This is a genomic window from Fibrobacter sp. UBA4309 (assembly GCF_002395745.1).
Lineage (GTDB): Bacteria > Fibrobacterota > Fibrobacteria > Fibrobacterales > Fibrobacteraceae > Fibrobacter.
This window is the reverse complement of the sequence record NZ_DGUN01000027.1, coordinates 17,816-36,112: the sequence shown is the minus strand read 5'-3', so window position 1 is coordinate 36,112 and position 18,297 is coordinate 17,816. Positions and strand designations below refer to the sequence as shown.

The 18,297-nt window shown below is 55.1% G+C and carries 15 protein-coding genes; 3 read left to right on the top strand and 12 right to left on the bottom strand.

Translation table 11 applies throughout. From position 1 onward, the window contains the following. Nucleotides 1–38: 38 nt before the first annotated feature. Nucleotides 39–1,046, top strand: a complete 1,008-nt coding sequence (locus B3M32_RS02940) for an MlaD family protein (RefSeq protein WP_290743485.1) — start codon at nt 39–41, stop codon at nt 1,044–1,046. Beyond that, complete coding sequence (locus B3M32_RS02935) at nt 1,040–1,810, top strand: hypothetical protein (RefSeq protein ID WP_290743484.1); 771 nt, start codon at nt 1,040–1,042, stop codon at nt 1,808–1,810. Before B3M32_RS02940 ends, B3M32_RS02935 begins: the two co-directional genes overlap by 7 nt. A 3-nt stretch (nt 1,811–1,813) precedes the next feature. Here the strand turns inward: B3M32_RS02935 and B3M32_RS02930 are convergent, their stop codons facing one another. The 10 genes from B3M32_RS02930 to B3M32_RS02885 all read right to left on the bottom strand — a co-directional run bounded on the left by B3M32_RS02930 (nt 1,814) and on the right by B3M32_RS02885 (nt 13,116). Then, entirely contained in the window at nt 1,814–2,686 is an 873-nt protein-coding gene (locus B3M32_RS02930) for a hypothetical protein (protein WP_290743483.1), read from the bottom strand. 11 nt (nt 2,687–2,697) lie between these two features. Beyond that, entirely contained in the window at nt 2,698–3,585 is an 888-nt protein-coding gene (gene pyrF / locus B3M32_RS02925; RefSeq protein ID WP_290743481.1) for an orotidine-5'-phosphate decarboxylase, read from the bottom strand. Beyond that, nucleotides 3,585–4,802 carry a TrmH family RNA methyltransferase gene (locus B3M32_RS02920; protein ID WP_290743480.1) on the bottom strand — a complete coding sequence of 406 codons (1,218 nt, stop codon included), beginning with the start codon at nt 4,800–4,802 and terminating at the stop codon, nt 3,585–3,587. Before B3M32_RS02920 ends, pyrF begins: the two co-directional genes overlap by 1 nt. Continuing rightward, on the bottom strand, nt 4,799–6,667 hold the full coding sequence (dxs, locus tag B3M32_RS02915) for a 1-deoxy-D-xylulose-5-phosphate synthase (RefSeq protein ID WP_290743479.1): 1,869 nt from the start codon (nt 6,665–6,667) through the stop codon (nt 4,799–4,801). Before dxs ends, B3M32_RS02920 begins: the two co-directional genes overlap by 4 nt. Continuing rightward, on the bottom strand, nt 6,667–7,554 hold the full coding sequence (locus B3M32_RS02910) for a polyprenyl synthetase family protein (protein ID WP_290743478.1): 888 nt from the start codon (nt 7,552–7,554) through the stop codon (nt 6,667–6,669). The genes dxs and B3M32_RS02910 overlap by 1 nt, the downstream gene beginning before the upstream one ends. Nucleotides 7,555–7,704: 150 nt before the next feature. Next, nucleotides 7,705–9,345 carry a carboxypeptidase-like regulatory domain-containing protein gene (locus B3M32_RS02905; RefSeq protein WP_290743477.1) on the bottom strand — a complete coding sequence of 547 codons (1,641 nt, stop codon included), beginning with the start codon at nt 9,343–9,345 and terminating at the stop codon, nt 7,705–7,707. After that, a complete protein-coding gene (locus B3M32_RS02900; RefSeq protein ID WP_290743476.1) occupies nt 9,342–10,178 on the bottom strand; it encodes a TIGR02147 family protein in 837 nt (278 codons plus the stop codon). The genes B3M32_RS02905 and B3M32_RS02900 overlap by 4 nt, the downstream gene beginning before the upstream one ends. A gap of 91 nt (nt 10,179–10,269) precedes the next feature. Continuing rightward, a complete protein-coding gene (locus B3M32_RS02895) occupies nt 10,270–10,653 on the bottom strand; it encodes a hypothetical protein (RefSeq protein ID WP_290743475.1) in 384 nt (127 codons plus the stop codon). A 23-nt stretch (nt 10,654–10,676) separates the two neighbouring features. Next, nucleotides 10,677–12,002 carry a GGDEF domain-containing protein gene (locus tag B3M32_RS02890; protein WP_290743474.1) on the bottom strand — a complete coding sequence of 442 codons (1,326 nt, stop codon included), beginning with the start codon at nt 12,000–12,002 and terminating at the stop codon, nt 10,677–10,679. A gap of 43 nt (nt 12,003–12,045) precedes the next feature. Next, nucleotides 12,046–13,116: a GDSL-type esterase/lipase family protein gene (locus tag B3M32_RS02885; RefSeq protein WP_290743473.1), complete on the bottom strand. Its 1,071-nt coding sequence runs from the start codon at nt 13,114–13,116 to the stop codon at nt 12,046–12,048. Nucleotides 13,117–13,142: 26 nt separating this feature from the next. Here B3M32_RS02885 and B3M32_RS02880 point away from each other — a divergent pair, with 26 nt between their 5' ends. Continuing rightward, the gene (locus tag B3M32_RS02880; protein WP_290743472.1) at nt 13,143–13,610 is read left to right on the top strand and encodes a c-type cytochrome; all 468 of its coding nucleotides are present in this window, start codon (nt 13,143–13,145) and stop codon (nt 13,608–13,610) included. A gap of 3 nt (nt 13,611–13,613) precedes the next feature. Here B3M32_RS02880 and B3M32_RS02875 read toward each other — a convergent pair whose 3' ends face one another. Together B3M32_RS02875 and B3M32_RS02870 are read right to left on the bottom strand one after the other, a co-directional pair. Continuing rightward, nucleotides 13,614–15,509 carry a hypothetical protein gene (locus tag B3M32_RS02875; RefSeq protein ID WP_290743471.1) on the bottom strand — a complete coding sequence of 632 codons (1,896 nt, stop codon included), beginning with the start codon at nt 15,507–15,509 and terminating at the stop codon, nt 13,614–13,616. 50 nt (nt 15,510–15,559) lie between these two features. Further along, nucleotides 15,560–18,286: a helicase C-terminal domain-containing protein gene (locus B3M32_RS02870; RefSeq protein ID WP_290743470.1), complete on the bottom strand. Its 2,727-nt coding sequence runs from the start codon at nt 18,284–18,286 to the stop codon at nt 15,560–15,562. Nucleotides 18,287–18,297 lie beyond the last annotated feature (11 nt).

The window sequence follows — 18,297 nt, the reverse complement described above, 5'->3', positions numbered from 1 at the left end:
TTTTCACATTGAAAACAAATATTTATATATTTCGGAATATGAGATTCAAGCCAATGAAACAGGTAAACTGGATGGAATTATCCGGCCTTCTGGTCGGAATTTTCTTCACCGTTGCCGTGACCCTCTTCGGCCTGGTTCTCTATACCAAACTTTTTACCAGCGGCATGATTGGCGTCGAAGAGTACAAAATCCATAGTATCTTCGAGAAGGCGATGGGACTCCGTCCGGGAACCCGCGTACAGATTAGCGGCGTGGATGTCGGCCAGATTTCAGAGATGAAAATCCAGAATGACGGCGTGTACATGGAATTCACCATCCGCAAGGAATTCCAGAACTGGATTACCGACAGCGCCGAAGTATTCGCCATCCGCGACCAGAACCTGATTTCGGCCCGAGTCATCAATATCGACGTCCGCCGCGGCAAAGGCAACGTACTGCACGAAGGCGACTTCATACGGGCGGGCAAGGCTCAGGATATCGAAACAGTCCTCGAGACGACAAACGAACTGCTGGGACGCGTGAACGAGCTCATTGACGCCGCCGACACCCTGGTCGGTATGGCCATGGATACCGGCACCACCATCGGCGCCCTGTTCGGTTCCCGAATCCTCTACGACAACCTGAACCGCCAGCTGAACCGCCTCGACGACATTACCTACGCCGGCAAGAACGCGCTTGTCAAGACGAGCAAGCTGCTCGACACGCTTAGCGAAAACATCCCGCCGATGGTCAACAAGATCGACAACATGACCACGGACCTCTCCGGAATCGTCAACGACATGAAACCCTTCCCGGGCAAGGTGGACGAACTCATGGGTAGCGTGGGCGGCCTCGTGAAGTCCGTAGATACGACTATGGGCCGCGTAGACGGCATTGTCGAGAAAATGGGGCTCATGACCTCGAACATTTCGGACTTCATGGAAACGACGGAAGGCACGTTGCAGAACGCCGACGACCTGATGGAAGGCATCTCGAACATCTGGATTGTCCGCAGGAACATGCCTAGCAAGGATTCCGTGCCCTTCATGGTGGAGACGCTATGGTAAAAAAGTTCGCCATGCTAGCCCTGCTCGGGGCCTTCGCCTACTCCAGCGCTTCGGAATCCGGAGTGCTCGCATCACGCGCCGCACGTTCGATCAACGCCGGAAAATACGCCAAGGCCTACAACCAGCTCGAACGTGCTCTCCTTGCTAGCCGCAAGGAGTCCGACCTCCTGTCGGAAGGGCGCGTCCTGCTCGCCATGGCCCAAATCCGCACGCAGAGCCTCGATTTCGACTTCGCCGATTCCCTCATTTCCGTCGTGCGTCCCGAAGTCCTGGACAGGACAACCACGACCAGCCTGACCCTCACGAAAGTCGCCCTGGCCAACGCCCGCGAAAACTTTAGCGACGGAGCCAAGCTTTGCGGCAAGGCCGACGCGGACTCCGTGAAGAAATCCGACAAGAGCACGGCAGCGACATTCCATGCGGAATGCGCCATCAGCTATGCCGGAGCGCACCGTAGCGACAATGCGGAAGAATCCCTCAAGATGGTAGGCAAGTTTTCCAGCAAGAAGGGGGGCTTCTACGCCTATACGGCAGCCCGTATCGCCGACCTCACCGGCAACGCCAGCGAAGCCGACTCCCTTTACCGCGTTGCCGAAGCCAAGTCTATCGAAGGGAACAAGCCGTACATGACGGCGACAATTCTCTACATGCGATCCCAGCTAAAGAATACGCCCAAGGACGAAGCGGAAGACTTGAAACTCCGTTGCAAGAACGCGTTCGAACTGATGGGACTCCCGAACAACTCCAAGCGTTGCGGGCAATAAGCCTTAATTTACAGCGTTATCCTTATTCGCGGCACTAGCAGTGCTGTCTGCCGGTGTCTCGGCGGCATCGACCGCTTCGGCGGGCGGCTCTTCCGGCTTCTTTTCTTCCACCTTCTTCAGCGAAAGCAGATGCGTGTATGCATATTGCGGAGGAATCTTTCCTTCGGCAAAAGCGTCGATAGTCTTCTTGACCTCTTTATAGGTCGTAGAATCCTTGCCCGTAGTCACGCCCACGCCCCTGTAGCCGAGAACGCGGAAAGCCTTGTTGTAGAAACTGCCGCGGAACTTCTTGAACTTGGGCTGGATTACGTCGTTCAAAACCATCTCGAGCGCCATTTCCGTCTGTTCCGCATCCAGTTCAAACGAACGGTACATCAGGCGGATGTGTTCGGGGATTGTCGTATCGGGATAATCGAAATACGGGCGCATGACATCGGCTGCGGCACGCTTGTCAGGATAAGGCCCCTTCGAAAGGCGGAGGGCAAAGCCGACTGCAAGCCTCCACTCTTCGGGGAACAGGCGGACCGCCCGGCGCATCACCACGAAATCCGTAGTATCCTGCGTATCTGTCGGGGTAATGCTGCCTACAAAATAATACGGAGTGAAGAACAGCGAATCGAGTTCGGTACACAGGTTCGCCACATGGCTCAGGTAGGCATATTCCTTGCCGGTCAGGTAGCTTTCGCCCAACTCGGTAAGGCCCTTTATCCAGAACAAGCCTGCAACGGTCGCATCGTGGCCGGCGGCAACGTACTTTACCGACGAAGCCTTCGGCAAGAAGGATTCGTCGAAATTGGTACCGGGAAGCGGCTTCGCGAAATGGAACGCGAGCGCAATCACCGCGACAGAAAGGACTATGCAGGCAATGAACCGCATGGCGCCCTACCCTACCCCGCGCAAGCCTCGGCCAGACGTTCTAGGGCATCGATACAGTCGTTCGCAAAATTCGCCGGAGTGTTGTTGCGCTGCCAGGCAAAATTCAGGCCGCTGCTGCTGTTGAGCACGTGGAACTTGCGCTTGCCGCCACCGTTCGCAATTGCGGTAAGGACCGTCTTCGCATCGCCACCCTGGCCGCCGGGCACGCCCGGAATGGAAACGCCAGGAATCAGGAACGGGATTTCGTGCTTTTTCGCCACCGTGTAGGCGGTAATCTGTTCGAGTTCTTCGGGGTGCGTCGCACCGACAACAGCGCCCAAATAACCAAGAGTTCCGTCCCATTCAAAAATTTTGTCCGCCACGGAGTAGAAGGCGCTCGCGATATCACGCGGATCTTCTCCGCGAACCACCTGCATGTCCTGGAAATCATGGGCGCCCTTGTTGCTCGTACGGAGCAGCACGTAGGCGCCATTTTCGGAATTTTCACGGATGAACGGGCCGACGGAATCGGAACCCATCCACGGGCTGACCGTTACCGCATCGGCCTTGTAGACGTCGTAGGCGGCTGTCGCATAGGCGGCACTCGACTTGCCGATATCGCCACGCTTGGCATCGAGAACCACGGGAATGCCCGCGCTCCTGTAGGCGGCAATGAGTTCCTGCAACACGAGCATCGCCTGGACGCTCACGCATTCGTAATAGGCGCTATTCGGTTTTACCACGGCGGGCGTCACGTTGCGCTTGAGCGCGCATTCCAGAATATCGAGGTAGAAGCGCTTGATCTTTTCTTCGGCGCTGCCTTCGAGCGGAATGAGTTTCAAGACCGGATCCATGCCGAGGCATACCGGGTTTCCGCACTTGGCAATTCTCTGTTCGAGACGTTCGTGGAAATTCGCCATTACTTCAGTTCCTCCTGGATTTGGGCGGCCTCGTAGCTGAGGATGCCGTGCGCCACGGAAACGTTGAGCGATTCCAGTTCGCTGCTCATCGGGATCTTCACCGTCTCGTCGGCAAGCTCAATCAGGTACTGATTCGTGCCGGCACCTTCGTTACCCACGAGGAAAGCCATCTTGCGAAGTTTGTGCTTCGGGATTTCCTTCAGGCTCTGCCTGGCATGCAAATCCGTGGCGATGATGGTATAGCCCTTGCTGCGCAAGAAGTTGATATGGTCCACCAGGTCAATGTCGAATTCGAAAGGCACACGCAAGAACGTTCCCGAAGAACCGCGGACGACCTTCGGGTTGAACGGGCTCACCGTACCGCGACCAAGCACCATGCCGTCGGAACCGAATCCCAGGCTCGTACGGAAAAGCGTCCCGAGATTACCCGGGTCCTGCACGGCGTCCACAAGGGTGAGGACGCTGCGGCTGGTTTCGTAGACCGGCTTGGTATTTGCAATACGGCAATAGGCGATAATGCCCTGCGTCGTGACCGTAGAAGAAAGCTGCTTCATCTGTTCCATGGTCAAGACATGGATCGTAATTTCGGCATCGTTAATCTTCTCGACGAGGGTCTCGTTTTCGAAGCCTTCCACCATGTAGACAGAAATCACGATTTCACGATGGTTCGACACGAGTTCGTCGACAACGTGCACGCCTTCGCCAAGGAACTTGCCTTCGCGTTCACGGCCCTTCTCGGTAGTGAGGGCGAGAAGCTTGCGGAACCAAGGCGGATTGGCTACAGAGTCGGCACTCTGTTCCACCTGGGCGGCGCGCGCTTCGAGCGTCGTCTCGTCGAGATTCTCGTCGACAATCTCCGCCTTCTGTTCGGGGCGCTGACGGTATACGGGGACCTGTTCCTGGCGGTCACCGCGGAACATGCGCTCACCGTCACGGCGGTCACGGCCAAAACGGCCACCACGGCTTCCAAAAGGCTTGTCGCCAAAACGACGCGGACGGCGTTCCCTGTCAAAGCGGCCTTCGCCTTCGCGGCGGCTACCGTCTTCACGGAGGCCACGGGCACCGCGGGGACGTTCCCCACGGAACGGACGTTCCGTCGCGTTCCTTTCTTCGCGAGCGCCATCATCACGACGGGGGCGGCGTTCATCCTTTCTTTCGCTCACTCCGAACTTGCGGTTCAAAGTCATTTTCACTGTGCGTTTGTTTTCTTCGCTCATAGTTTTTCCATCAACTGTCTGGCGACGGATTCACCGTCTATTTTCAAGAGTTTATACAAATTCGGAATTTCGCCCTGTTCCACAAAACGGTCAGGCAACCCGAAGCGGAACAACTTCTTGTCCGTAATTCCGAGATCGGCCATGAGTTCCATGACGGCGGAACCATATCCGCCGATAAGGGTATTGTCTTCCAGAGTGACAATGACCTTGTGGGTTTCGAACAGGCTGCGGTAGGCTTCCGTATCGAGCGGCTTGATGATTCGCGCGTCCACAAGCGTGGGATTGTAGCCGTTTTCTTTAAGGACCTTCGCAGTCTTCTTGAGTTCGTTTGTCATGAAGCCTGCCCCGAGGAGCAGGATATCCTTGCCCTGTTCGAGCACCTTCGGCAATTTCGCATCGAAGGGGCCAGCAGGCGGGAGGAGCGTTTCGGCAAGAGCCGTCCCGCGGGGATAGCGGATAGCGACAGGGCCTTCCATGTCGATGGAGGCGGTTATCATATCCCTGAGTTCGTTCTCGTTGCTGGGCGCCATGAGCGTAAGCCCCGGCACCGTACGCAGGAACGAAAGGTCGTACGCGCCGTGGTGCGTAGGGCCGTCGGCGCCCACGAGGCCAGCACGGTCGAGCACCAGCACCACATGCAGGTTCTGGAGTGCGATATCGTGCATAATCTGGTCGTAGGCGCGCTGCATAAAGCTCGAGTAAATAGCGACCACGGGCACCACGCCATCGCAGGCAAGGCCCGCGGCAAACGTCACCGCGTGTTCTTCCGCGATGCCCACGTCTATCACGCGGTCGGGCAGTTCCTTCGCGACAATATCGAGACCGCAGCCCGTGGGCATGGCGGCCGTGATTCCCATAATACGGTCGTCTTTTTTCGCCAGTTCCAGCAGGGTCTTCCCAAACACGCTCGTGAGCGAGGGGTTCGGCTTGCCCGGAGCAAGCGGGAGCCCGCTCTCGGGGTCGAACGGTCCCGTACCGTGGAACTTGGTCGGGTTCTTCTCGGCGGCATCGAGACCGCGGCCCTTCTCGGTAAGCACGTGCACAATGCACGGGCCGGGCTGCGACTTCACGCGTTCGAGAATCATGATAAGCTCGTTGATGTCGTGACCGTCGATGGGGCCAAAATAGCGTATACCCAGGTCCTCGAAGAAGGCGCCGGGCTTCACCGCGTTCTTCGCGGCAGATTCCACCTGCAAGAAGAGGTCACGGAAACGGCGACCGAGAATACCGGGCACACGTTTCATCAGGCGGTCCAGGTCAGAACGCATCTTGTTGTAGACCGGGTCCGAAATCACGCGGTTCAGGTACTTGCTGAACCCGCCCACGTTCGGGGCGATACTCATCCTGTTGTCGTTCAGGATGATGGTCATGTTCTGCTTCGAGATGCCCGCGTTGTTCAGGGCCTCGAATGCCATACCGCCGGTCATGGAACCGTCACCGATGACGGCCACCACGTTGTTCTTGCGGTTAAAGTGGTTGCGCGCCACGGCAAAGCCGAGAGCCGCAGATATGGATGTAGTCGCATGGCCTGCGCCAAAGCAGTCATATTCGCTTTCGTTCCTCTTGAGGAACCCGGAAATACCGCCCTGCTGGCGGAGCGTCTCAAACCGGTCGTAACGTCCGGTCAAAAGCTTGTGCACATAAGCCTGGTGCCCAACGTCCCACACGATCTTGTCTTCGGGAGCGTTGAACACGTAATGGAGCGCGAGCGTGAGTTCCACGACACCGAGGCTAGACGCCAAGTGCCCACCGTGCTTGGAAACCTGGCCAATGATTGTCTCGCGCACCTGCGAGGCAAGCTGGTTCAGTTCCTGCACAGAACAGTGCTTGATGTCCTTGGGAGACTTTACGTCTTTTAAGTTCATTAATTAACCCGGGTAATGATAAAGGCGGCAATGGAGCGCAGGATAGACGTATCGCACTTGAGGCTGTCCAAAGCCTTCAGGGATTCGTCGTAGAGTTCCTTCGCCTTCGCGCGTGAATTTTCGAGCCCGACGATAGAGGGGTAAGTCGCCTTGCCCTTCTCGATGTCGGAACCGGCGTCCTTGCCCAGTTCCTCGGTCGTGGAGACAATGTCCAGGATGTCGTCGACAATCTGGAACGCAAGCCCGATGGAGCGCCCGTAGTTGCGGATAGCCTCGATGGACTTGTCATCGGCACCGGCAAGCATCGCACCCACCTGGAGCGCGGCCTCGATCAGGGCCGCAGTCTTGTGGTAATGGATGTAATCCACCGTATCAAGGTCCACCTTCTTGCCTTCGCACTCGATATCGGTCATCTCGCCACCGATAAGGCCGTAAGTACTGAGCAGGTGCGCAAGCGCTTCGATAGCCTTCGCATTACCCGTCTTGCCCATCAGTTCAAAAGCCAAAACGCAGAGGGCGTCACCCGCCATCACCGCAGTCGCCTCGCCAAACTTCTTGTGGTTCGTAAGCTTGCCACGGCGGTAGTCGTCGTTATCAATGCAAGGGAGGTCGTCGTGGATAAGACTGAACGTGTGGAGCATCTCGAGTGCAGATGTCGCGAGCCACACCTTGTCGCCCTTGCCACCGAACATGTCAAAGGTCGCCTTGACCAGAGCGGGGCGCAGGCGCTTTCCGCCCGCAAACATGGAATAACGCATGGCCTCGTGCAGGCGGCACGGACGGTCCGTCACAGGAGGAAGATGTTCATCAAATTTAGCTTCCGCTTCTTTAGCGACCTGGGCTAGATAATCCCGGGCAAAAGCTGATTCTTCTTTAATAGACTGCATACACACCAAAGATACTTAATTTCGCCTATGTTAACAAGCCGATACATCCCGAAAAAGAGCCGGAACAGCCGCTTTATTCCTCGGATAGAAGAAAAACAGGCGACAGTCATGGTCGCCTGTTTTTTTTCACATTCAACGGATTGTGGCGGCCTAGAACAGCGCGCCGTAAAGCGTAATATCGTCTATGTAGAATTCGGAGCCGTCTTGCGAGAAAATGTGGAGCTGTTTGACCACTTTCTTCACTCCGCTCCAAGAGGTAAAGCAGGTTTCCGTCTTGGCATTTCCTACACAGAGTTCCGCCGGATTCACGCTGATGCGTTTCCAGTTCTTAGAGAGAGGCAACCATTCCGTAGCTGCCTTTAGGCTCTGGGTATCGTTAATGTAGTTTTCAAGCGAAAGGCGAATATTTCCGTCGCCCTTGGCGTAGAACACCACGGAATCGATGGCGGAGAAATTCATCTCGTGTTCAAACATCGTCCCGACAAGCACCCAGGCGTAATCGTCATCGGCGAGCTTGTACTTGCCGTGGAATACCTTGGATTTACGGGTGGAATCGTATTCAACGCCATCTGCCACATTCTTTGCCGGCGTAAGCGTCGTGCCCTTGTAAAGTGCATCCGTATTCACATACCAGCCGTCAAGTTTGCCTTCAAAATTCTGCAACACCTTCACCGGACTTAGAAATTCCGTACTGCTGGATGTAGCGGAAGCATTCCATTCGGTATAGAGCTTATGAGAGCTATCCGCCGTCACGAAATAAATGCCTAGCGTATCGTTCGCAGGAACATTCGGAAGTACATAGGCTCCCACATCATTTGTTTTCACCAACAAGTCAAGTCCGTAGACGCCTACCCACATAAGCGAATCACTAGAGCGGAGCGTTACTTTACTCGAAACCGATGCCGTAGCATTCAAGCGGAGCGTATCAATATCCGCAAGTTCCTGGGCGCTATACTCCTTGGAGAAAGAGAAGCCGTCTTTCACAACCGTAAGGCGGTACTTTCCGGAATCGGGCAAGTCAAAGGAGAACCTTCCGGACGAATCCGAATAGTAATCCGGAACAATTGCCGAATTTTCCACTTCGGCCGTTGTCACCTGGAAATCAACCGGGCGGAGAGCCGCCATGGCATACACGGCAGGCTTGCCGTCTATGGTGGCCACGAAGCCCCTGACATCCTCGGCCGTATCCGGATTCGTCAGGTTAATGAACTGCGACTGGAAGGCGACAGGCATCACTTCGGCCGTGCTGGAAATCTTCGATTCGGCATTTTGAACAAAATAAAGCTCCAAAGAATCGGTAGACGGGAGTTGCGGCAAGGAGAATTCGCCGTTTGCATCGGAGCGCACCATCACGTCCATTCCGACAACGCCGACCCATACAAATTCCGAGCCCTTCTCGACATCGATGACGCCGTTAACGGCGCCTGTCGGCTGCAGGACCACGGTATCCATATCGGCAATTTCTTCGGGAGAAATGACCTTCGTATAGGCAGACCCGCCATGGACCACAGTCAGGCGGAACGGATCCTTTGTTTCGGAGTCGATAACAAAGTTGCCGTTTTCATTCGCATAGGCGTCCGGCTGCACCAAGGCGTTTTCGGGAGAGAACTCGTCGACAACGAAGTCCACCTTGCGCATGGCGACACCGGCGAAGGACGCCGGACTGCCATTGACCATGGCGACAATGCCGTTGGTCGTCTCGCTACCGGGGCCGCCGGCAACTTCGTTGTTCGTGCCCGTGGAGCAGCTCCAGAGGACAAGCGAACCAAGCAGGAGGGAAAGCTTCTTCATTTCGCCCCTCCTTGTAATTTCTTGGCAAAGCCGATCGGGAACAGCTGCACGTTCAACTGGAACACGGTATCGTCACCGGAGCCTTCCTGCGACATGCGCAAGAGTTCGCTACGGAATTCCTTGATTTTCTCTCTAATCAAGGCGATATCGTCCATGTTGAAAGTCATGGTCACAGTGCTGATGTCGCGGAGGGGCGGAGCATGGCGTTCCAGGGATTCCCCGGCCAAGCGTACAGTTTCTTTCTGGAAGGTGCGCACGGCTTCGGAACGCCAGTTTCCACCGGTACTCACGAAGGTGTCATTGACCTTCCAAAATCCTTCCCTATCCCGCGAGATCATGTTTAAATCATACAAAAGTTTTACGGCACTCTTCGCCTCTTCTACAGAAATAGGGGGCGTACAGCTCTCCGCAAGACCTTCATAGTCGTCCTTGAACTTGCAAATGCCGATTATGGAGCGGATGGCATTGCAATACCAGTGCCGGTAGAATTCCAGTTCCTTCTTGGCCAGGCGCTTCAGGGGGATTCCCTTGAGCATCTGCATCTTCTCGTAGTGGTTCAGCGCCTCGGCATCGGTCTTGGCACGGCCAAAATAGACGAGTTCCGTCCAGTAGGCGGTTTCCTTCTCGTTCAGCTCGAAGAACTCGGCCATGGGGCCGACAAGCGAAAGGGTCAAGTGGATCTTGCCCTGGGATACACGCAGCAAGTTGCCCGGGTCAGCCCCGAGCTTCATCGCCATATAGCGCCACGAGATGACGGACTTGCGTTTCTTGAAATCGTCAAACGCATCCCTAAGCCATTCTCTGTAGTCGGTGTATTCGTATATCGGTTCCACTTTAAAGACCTCAAAAACAAAAGATAGTTTTGCCCATCTCCTTATCCTCTATAAAGATAGAACCTTACGGTCCGAAAAAGTAACTTTTTGATTACTGTCCGTTGTGGAAATTTACAACGACTTTTTCGTCCCTACCGCAGGTGGCGGTCCAGCGGAATTCGGGCTTCTTGGACAGTACAGAATCCGTCGCAAACCCGTCAAATTTCAAAATTTCGCCATTTATGTCGTAGCTGACCACGTATTCCAGTTCGCCGCCCTTCGACTTCACCAGGACCGGCTCGCGCATGAGCTGGGACGTGATTCGAATCACACAGGCGTCCTTGAACGGGATTTCTTCGGCTTCCGGGGTCATCGCCTTCCAGCGGAAAACGAGCGGCCGGAAATCGAGTTCCAGGGATTCTTCCGGTTCAGGTTCGGGCTTGTTCGCGCAAGAGACAAGGGCCAAGCAAGCCAATGCCGCGCAAAGGAATTTCACACAGCCACGAATATTCATAGGACTTAACGGCGCTTAAACATCGCGCTGACCACGCGGTTACGTCCACCTTCCTTGGCGGAGTAGAGGGCCTTGTCTGCGCGTTCGAACAGTTTCTTCGGGTCTTCGCCCGGAATCATTTCGGCTATACCGAAGGAGCAGGTCACCTGCTGCTGCTTGATAAGCGTTGCACCCTCGATCGCCACGCGGAGCTTTTCGGCGAGGAACTGCGCATTCTGAATCGGCGTGTCGCCGCAGAGAATCACGAACTCTTCGCCACCCCAGCGCACGAGCGCATCGGTGTTACGAATCTTGTCACGAATAAGCCTGGTGAGGTTCACGAGGACTTCGTCGCCGACGCTGTGTCCGTACGTGTCGTTCACTTCCTTGAAATGGTCGATATCGAGCATCACGAACGAAACCGGGCAACCGTTCTTGCTCAAGTTTTCCTGTTCGCGCAGCAGGATGCTGCTGAAGCCGGCGCGGTTGAGGCAGCCGGTAAGCGGGTCTTCCTTGCTGGACTTCTCGTATTCGCTCTTCTCGATCTGCAGGGCGGCGAGGTTCTTCTCGAGTTCTTCCTGCTTGCGCTTGTTGGCCACGCGTTCGCGGCTGTAGTCAAAGAAGCGGATGACCAGGATGATAAGGAATGTCACGAACCAGACCGAGACGAGAATCGTAACGAGGTCCACCTTCGCGATTTTCTTGCCCTTGAAGCAGAGTCCCCTAATTTCCAAGGTGCCATAGCCCAACGGGGCGTTCGTACCCGTCTGGATTTCGATAAGCGGGATGTTGGAAAGATCGACACGCGCCTTGTGCACGTTGATCTCGTTCTGGGCGACCCACCAGGAAGCCACGCGGAATTCCTGCGGAACAAACACTGCCGGATAGGTTTCTTCGAGCGGGAAGAATTCCACTTCGTTAAACTTCAGCGAAGTTTCGTCGTCCTGGCGGTAGAAAGAGGAATCATAACCGCGCATGTACAGGCGGACGGTTCCCTCGCCTCTCGGCTTCACCCACACAAAAATACTGTCGTAATGGGAAAGGTCCTTGCCGCGGACCTTGCCATCTCCCAAGAAAATCTTGACGCCGGCATACGGGTAAGCATAGCCTTCGCGCAATTCGTAATCCACGATAATCGAAGAATCCGTACGTTCCAGAGCAATGGCGGAAGTACCCCCGTCAACAGAATCGGACTCGGCTATCACGTACGGGTAATCGGAAAGGTTCAGGAACTCGATATCGTCTAGACCGTTCTGGTACGCAAAAAGGGCTATAACCGTTGCGGCCAGCAACACAAAGATTAGGATGTTCATCCTGAACAGGGCGTAGATTTTTTCCATTATCTGAGACATGGTGATATCCTAGCTTTGCAGAAAAATATACAAAAAAGGAACTTTATCGTGAGAGCCACCCTGCGAGACGGCCTACAATGGGCCTAATTATGTTGGCCATTTCTTGCTGAGCCCTCACATCGGGGTGCCCAAGAAGGCCCACATTTTCAGTCTGGAGAACCTTAAATTCCAGATCCCTGTGTCCCTGGGCAATTTCTTCGTCGTAAATTTCCTGAATTGTCGGGGTCAAATCGTCATTAGGCCATATTTTGGTCGAAAGCAGGAGGAATTTCACTCCAGGATGCGCTTCACGAAGTTTATTCATAAACTTGGCATAGGCCATCTTGAAAATTCGTCTGTCCGCATAGGGGGGATCTCCCTGGAAATCGTTTATCCCCATAAACAAGACTATGACCTGTGGATGGAATTTGTTCAAATCCCACACGGCCGGGTTCGCTTCGATAGAGGCAGAGCCGGCAACCGTATAATCGTACAGTTTTGAAAGATTCCAGCCCGGAGCGATATTCGCATAGTTGCGGACAAGGCCGCGGCCGCTCACGGCGTTGACCTGGAAATCCGCCTTGTACCCATCGGCAACCAAGAACGCGTAGCTCTTGGAAGCGTCCGTCTTGTCAAATTCCATTTCCGGTGGATCCATGTTCGTGCCTTCGTCGCCGAAACCGACCGTGAAGGAATCCCCGATAAATTCAATGCGGCGGTTCGAAGGGGCGGGTTTCGGGGCGAACTTGCCCGAGGGGTCCAGAGCGATATTGCGGACACAGACTTCGCCGGGGTTGCTTTCACTGATCTTGATCAACCTGTAGGAATGCACCTTGCCGTCACCTGCGGCACCCAGTTTCTTCGTCGTGCGGCCAGACGTCTGGAAATACATCAGCGGTTTGCCGTCGGCATCGAATCGCCAACGGGAATATCCTTCCAAATCGAAAGTCACCGACTTTGTCACCGCATTAAAACTGACCAGGGCATTAGGTGCACTGGCACAAGACCCCGAAGTCCTATGATCCCAGCGTCCCAGAAACTTCAAATTTTCCATAACCGAAGGATTCATAGTATCTCCAGCAAAAGAACCGACCGCGAAAGCAAGCGCAGTCGCAACAAGCACATCCAACTTCATGCCTCACAATATATATATTCTGAACCATGCGGATTTCTTCCAGCAAGACAATAATCGCCCTAACGCTATACGGGCTCGCCCTGGGTGCCTCGATTTGCACCGCGGGGCCTTCGGCCGCGCCATCCAAGGACGTTCAGGAAAAGCCTGCCCCGGGATCCCCCGGCGACACGCTCACGCGCGAAGACGCACGCATGGCATACCTGGTATACAAGTTGTTAGACAAGGACGGGAAGATTATCGGAGCCGACATCAAGCGCGGCGCCAAGCTGTTCTACCAGAACTGCAGACCCTGTCACGGCGAAGACGGAAGGCGCATCATCTTCAATCAGGGACGGGGTCCCGAATTCATCGGCAACAAGGCGCGCGACGACCTGCCCACGTTCTGGTACCAAATGAACTTCGGTGACGAAGACCGCAACATGGAAGCGTACATCGACGAAATCGCCGTCGACGAAATGCGGGACATCGCCGCCTATGCGCAGACGCTTCCCTGAGCCCTAGAGGCTCTTCTTGTGCAGCAGTTTGACTTCCTGAATAAAATTCAGCGAAAGCGGATACTTTTCTTCTGAACCGAACTCCTGGATCTCGACATTGAACGGAGTCCTGCTCAAGTGCAGCGAATGCACGAAGAACGTTATCTCGCGGACCTTCTCGGCACGCTTGAGCGGATTCTTGATCTGCGCCGAGAGGAGCGTGCCGGTAGTCTTGACATAACGCAGCACCTTCACCAGGTCGAACGTATCGAGCTTCTGGTACATGCTGCCGTACTTGGTCGCGTTCAGGGTCTTCTGGATAGAGGTCTCGTCGACTTCTTCCTTGAGGTCGTAGTCCACGGAGCCGGCGTTCTGCCAGGCAATGCAGAATTCCTTGCGCCATTCGTCGACAGGCGCCGGGTCATGCAGTTCGGACGATTCCGACACGTAAGGATTGTAGCCGAAGCTTTCCAGGATTTCGAACGCCCTCTTTTCGCATTCCGTCTTGAGGATGAACCCGTAATCCTGGATATACTCTTCCGTGCAATCCATGAAATACGAGAACTGGGAAAGCTCCTTCAAGATTTTCTTGTCGGTTATCTTGAGCAGGCGTACCGTGCGCACGCGGGCACCGTAGAACGTCGCGTTCCATTCTTCCAGGGTCGCGGAGACGTTCGGCGGAGGATTGATCCACGAACGGAAATTCTCTATCTCGGATTCCGGGAAACCGCTCTTGAGACCTGCCAGGTAAGATTCCTTGCTCAGGTTGAAGCAGAGATACGTGTCGTCGTTCCTGACGGTGGCAAGGCAGGCCAGCACAAAGAGGACTCTCGGCGAGGTTCCCGTCGTCGCGATCAGGTCGAAGTTCGGGAGCGCGGAGACGTTGGACTCGACTTGCGGGACCACTCCGGTGGCAAGCCATTCCCTGCCCATGTCGGAGAGGACCACGGCCCCCACCTTCTCCTGTTTTTTCTCGCCCACCATCTGGAAATTCACGAGTCCCAGGAGCCACAGTTCACGGAGCGGACGCGGCAGGTATTCCCACGCGAGTTGCTTGTTGCGGTCCAGGATGCGGTAAGAAGGATCCATCACCCAGAAAAGGAACGCCGACTCCGAAACAGAAAGGCCATCTGTCAGCGTCTTGAGCAACAGCTTGCAATGGGAGCAGTCCCCGTGGAAGCGCACGTTGATCCACCAGTTGAGAATGTCCTGGTGCAAGCGGAAACCGTTCTTGCGCAAGAAGTCCAAAGCCTTCTCTGAAGGAATCAGGGTGGAATCGTCCTGTTCCAGCCAGCCGTTCTGCGTAAGGAAGCTGAATATCAGGACAATCTCGTTTTCCATCGACTTTTCGGACACGCTAGACGAAGAGGCTATCGCTTCCATGCAAATCTGGCGACTGCGACGATGCAGGGTGCCGTTGGCATTGATCTTGAGATCGCCCTTCTTGGCAAGAGCCAGGATCATGCACACATGGAAGTCCAGCCTGTTCCCGTAGCCGTCGGAAGGCTTGGTCAAATCGACGATTTCTTCCGAAGGAATCTCGAAGCATCCCACAAAATTCCTGAAACCGAAATAGATGGCCGTACCGGAAACATAGGAACGCCACAGCACGTATTCACGGCACATCGAAAGCAAAAAAGTCTGGAGGTCGTTGCTCTTGCTGACGGGAATCGTCAAGCGAAGTTCATTGAACGAAAGACCACGGCCGCTACTGCGATAAATCAAGTTGAGGCAACGGCGCTGCCAGGGTTCCATCTGGGCAAAAATCAGCTGAACGCGGTTGCTGTCACTAAAATATTCCTGAACTTCTGCCTGGATAAGGGCATTGTTCAACAAACCTTTCTTACCATAAGCGTGGGCATGCACGTCGCGCAACATCGACTTGGACATGCCTTCAAAAAATTCGCGCAATTCTAACATCAGACACCCTCAATTAGAGGCGCAAATTTAGTAATTATTTTCGCAGGCGTCTACTTTACAAAGCCCAGGATGTCCGCTACGGAATTCGCCTGGCGGTGTTTGAAGTTCCATATCCGCGCAAACGACTTGCCATAGGGTTCCTTCACGATGCGGTTATCGAGAATCAACACCTTGCCGGAATCTTCTTCGCTACGCAAGAGCCTGCCAAGACCCTGACGCATTTCCATGTATGCTTCGGGCACAAAGAAATCCTTGAACGTGTTTTCGCCACGTTCCTTCATCTCCGCAGAAACTCCAGCCACAAGCGGATCGGACGGATTCGGGAACGGGAGCTTCGTTATCACGAGCAGCTTCAATGCATCTCCCGGGAAATCGACTCCTTCCCACAGGCTCTGGCAACCGAGAAGGCAAGCGCCTCTCGACGAGCGGAACATGGACACGAGACCGTCCAGGGCGCCGTCCACATGCTGGCACAGGAGCAGCTTTCCCTTTTCTGCAAAGACCGGAGCAAGCGCAAGCTGCGTCTTCATCATCTGCGCGATGCTCGTAAAGAGCACGAGCGTATTTTCTTCCACCTCGGGAAGCACCTTCATGAGGCAGTCGTTCAGCGCCGAGCCGTATTCGGGATCCGACGGCTTCGGCAGATAACGGGAAATCATGATCTTGCGGCGGGGCTCCTGCGTTTCGCTTTCGGCGAAGACGCGCAAGAACGGACGCTTGCCGCCGACAAGGGTGTTCATGCTCATCTTCTTCACGAAATAAGACAAGTCGCCCTGCACGGCAAGTGTCGCCGATGTAAACGTCGCAGACTTAATCCACGGATAGAACTTGGTCCTCCAGGTGCTGCCGCAGTGGAGCGGGTAGGCGTGCATCTTGAGGGTATGCGGGTTGAAGGGTTCTTCCAGGAAGAACACCCAGTCCTTGCGGCCCGCCTTGACCAGGAATTCAAAGTCCTGGATAAAGCGGTTGAGTTCCTCGATACAGCCGTAGGCGTCCTTCAGCAGCCCGCGGATCTGCTCGTAGCAGGCAAGGGCGCCAAAGAGCTTCTCGGCACGGGTCTTCATGATTTCGAACTGTTCGAAGACGCCCTTCGGGTCCACGTCGTATTCCGCAAGAATTCCGTTTACATACGTAAGACCGCTCTTGCCGTTCTTGTTCTTCACCGTCTTCTTCCCTATCTTCATGAAGAAGCGGTGCAAGGCTTTTTCCGTTTCGGCCAGGTCAAAGATCAGCTGTTCGCATTCTTCCCTGTGGGCGGCATCGTCTGCCGCCAAGTGAGACTGCATTTCGGCAATCAGGCCGTCACGCTTGCCCTTGCTCGGCACCAAGGTCTTCGCCACGTTGCGGAAACTGAAGAACGAAATCGTACGGCCGAAAGCCTGGCTGCTGATTTCGGGCAGTCGGTGCGCTTCGTCGAACACGATGTGTTCGTAAGCGGGGAGCAGCGCAAAGTCCAAAGAAAGGTCGGCAAGGAAAAGCGAATGGTTCACCAAGACGAGATTCGACGCCATCGCGCGGCGCTTGGCGCACAGTGCCGGGCAGTTCGCATAGTGCGGGCAGAATTCCCCCTGACATGAGGAGGCATTGCTCGAAAGCTTGGACCAAAGCACCCTGTTCCTGGTATGGTTGAACGCACTGCATTCATTGATATCGCCCGTCTCTGTACGGAGAATCCAGGGAACAAGAGCCATGAACGAATCCACTTCTTCGGGCAAAAGCAGATTGGAATGCGACTGCAAAATCTGTTCGAACTTGCGGAGACAGATATAGTTGTCGCGGCCCTTGAGAACCGCCGGCTTCAGGAATCCGTTGAACACCTTGGCAAGGAGCGGGATATCGCGGTTCCAGAGCTGTTCCTGGAGGGCGCGCGTCGCCGTACTGATGACGACACGTTCACCGGAAACGGCCTTGTTCGCCGCAGAAACCAGGTAGGCCAGAGTCTTTCCGGAGCCTGTCGGCGCTTCCATAACGCACAGCCCGCCCTTGTGCATGTTGCGTTCCACGACCGAGGCGAATTCCGTCTGGCCCTCGCGTGGCTTGAAATCTTCCATGCACATCGAAAGGAACCCGCCTTCCTTGAAGAACTCGCTCACGCGCGGCACGGCCATGCTAGAAAGCGGGCCGACATCCGGACTCACTTCGGGAAGCGCATACTTGGGCGATTCAAAAGGCTTTTCCGAATTGGCGTGGCCGAAAAGGGATTCCATGTCCGTTCCGGCAGAAACGCGAACCAAGGCGTCGGCAAGCCAAGAATCCATCTGCCCAATCTTTTCAAGCGCCATCACGAAGAGGCTGCCACAAGCTTCGGCATCGGGCAGGGCGCGGTGCGCACGGCTACGTTCAATACCGAGAGTCTGCACAAGAGTATCCAGGCGGTGATTGGGAACATCCTGGTATGCGATTCGGGACAGCGTCAGCGAATCCCAGAACACATGATCGTCATAGGCAATGCCCACCTTGCCCAGCGACTGCTTGAGGAACTTGGAATCGACATTCGCATTGTGCGCCACCAGCGGGGAATCCCCGATGAAGGAACAAATCTTCCCGGCCACGGAGGCGAAGTCTTCGCAGCCTTCCAAATCCGCCTTGCTGATTCCGGTAAGGGATTCGATAAACGGGCGCAGTTCCGCAGCGGCCGGCTTCACCAAGAAGTCGACAGATTCCGTAGCCTTGCCGCCGGCAAAACGCACCAGGGCCACTTCAATAATTTCGTCCTTTTCAAAATCAAGACCAGTCGTTTCCAGGTCAATCGCAACGAAGTCAGGGACTTTCACCATAGCATCATCCT

Bases quoted from the DNA above. Each gene is read 5' to 3' on its own strand.
- B3M32_RS02940 (WP_290743485.1), top strand. From the start codon at position 39: ATGAGATTCAAGCCAATGAAACAGGTAAACTGGATGGAATTATCCGGC.
- B3M32_RS02935 (WP_290743484.1), top strand. From the start codon at position 1,040: ATGGTAAAAAAGTTCGCCATGCTAGCCCTGCTCGGGGCCTTCGCCTAC.
- B3M32_RS02930 (WP_290743483.1), bottom strand. From the start codon at position 2,686: ATGCGGTTCATTGCCTGCATAGTCCTTTCTGTCGCGGTGATTGCGCTC.
- pyrF (WP_290743481.1), bottom strand. From the start codon at position 3,585: ATGGCGAATTTCCACGAACGTCTCGAACAGAGAATTGCCAAGTGCGGA.
- B3M32_RS02920 (WP_290743480.1), bottom strand. From the start codon at position 4,802: ATGAGCGAAGAAAACAAACGCACAGTGAAAATGACTTTGAACCGCAAG.
- dxs (WP_290743479.1), bottom strand. From the start codon at position 6,667: ATGAACTTAAAAGACGTAAAGTCTCCCAAGGACATCAAGCACTGTTCT.
- B3M32_RS02910 (WP_290743478.1), bottom strand. From the start codon at position 7,554: ATGCAGTCTATTAAAGAAGAATCAGCTTTTGCCCGGGATTATCTAGCC.
- B3M32_RS02905 (WP_290743477.1), bottom strand. From the start codon at position 9,345: ATGAAGAAGCTTTCCCTCCTGCTTGGTTCGCTTGTCCTCTGGAGCTGC.
- B3M32_RS02890 (WP_290743474.1), bottom strand. From the start codon at position 12,002: ATGTCTCAGATAATGGAAAAAATCTACGCCCTGTTCAGGATGAACATC.
- B3M32_RS02885 (WP_290743473.1), bottom strand. From the start codon at position 13,116: ATGAAGTTGGATGTGCTTGTTGCGACTGCGCTTGCTTTCGCGGTCGGT.
- B3M32_RS02880 (WP_290743472.1), top strand. From the start codon at position 13,143: ATGCGGATTTCTTCCAGCAAGACAATAATCGCCCTAACGCTATACGGG.
- B3M32_RS02875 (WP_290743471.1), bottom strand. From the start codon at position 15,509: ATGTTAGAATTGCGCGAATTTTTTGAAGGCATGTCCAAGTCGATGTTG.
- B3M32_RS02870 (WP_290743470.1), bottom strand. From the start codon at position 18,286: ATGGTGAAAGTCCCTGACTTCGTTGCGATTGACCTGGAAACGACTGGT.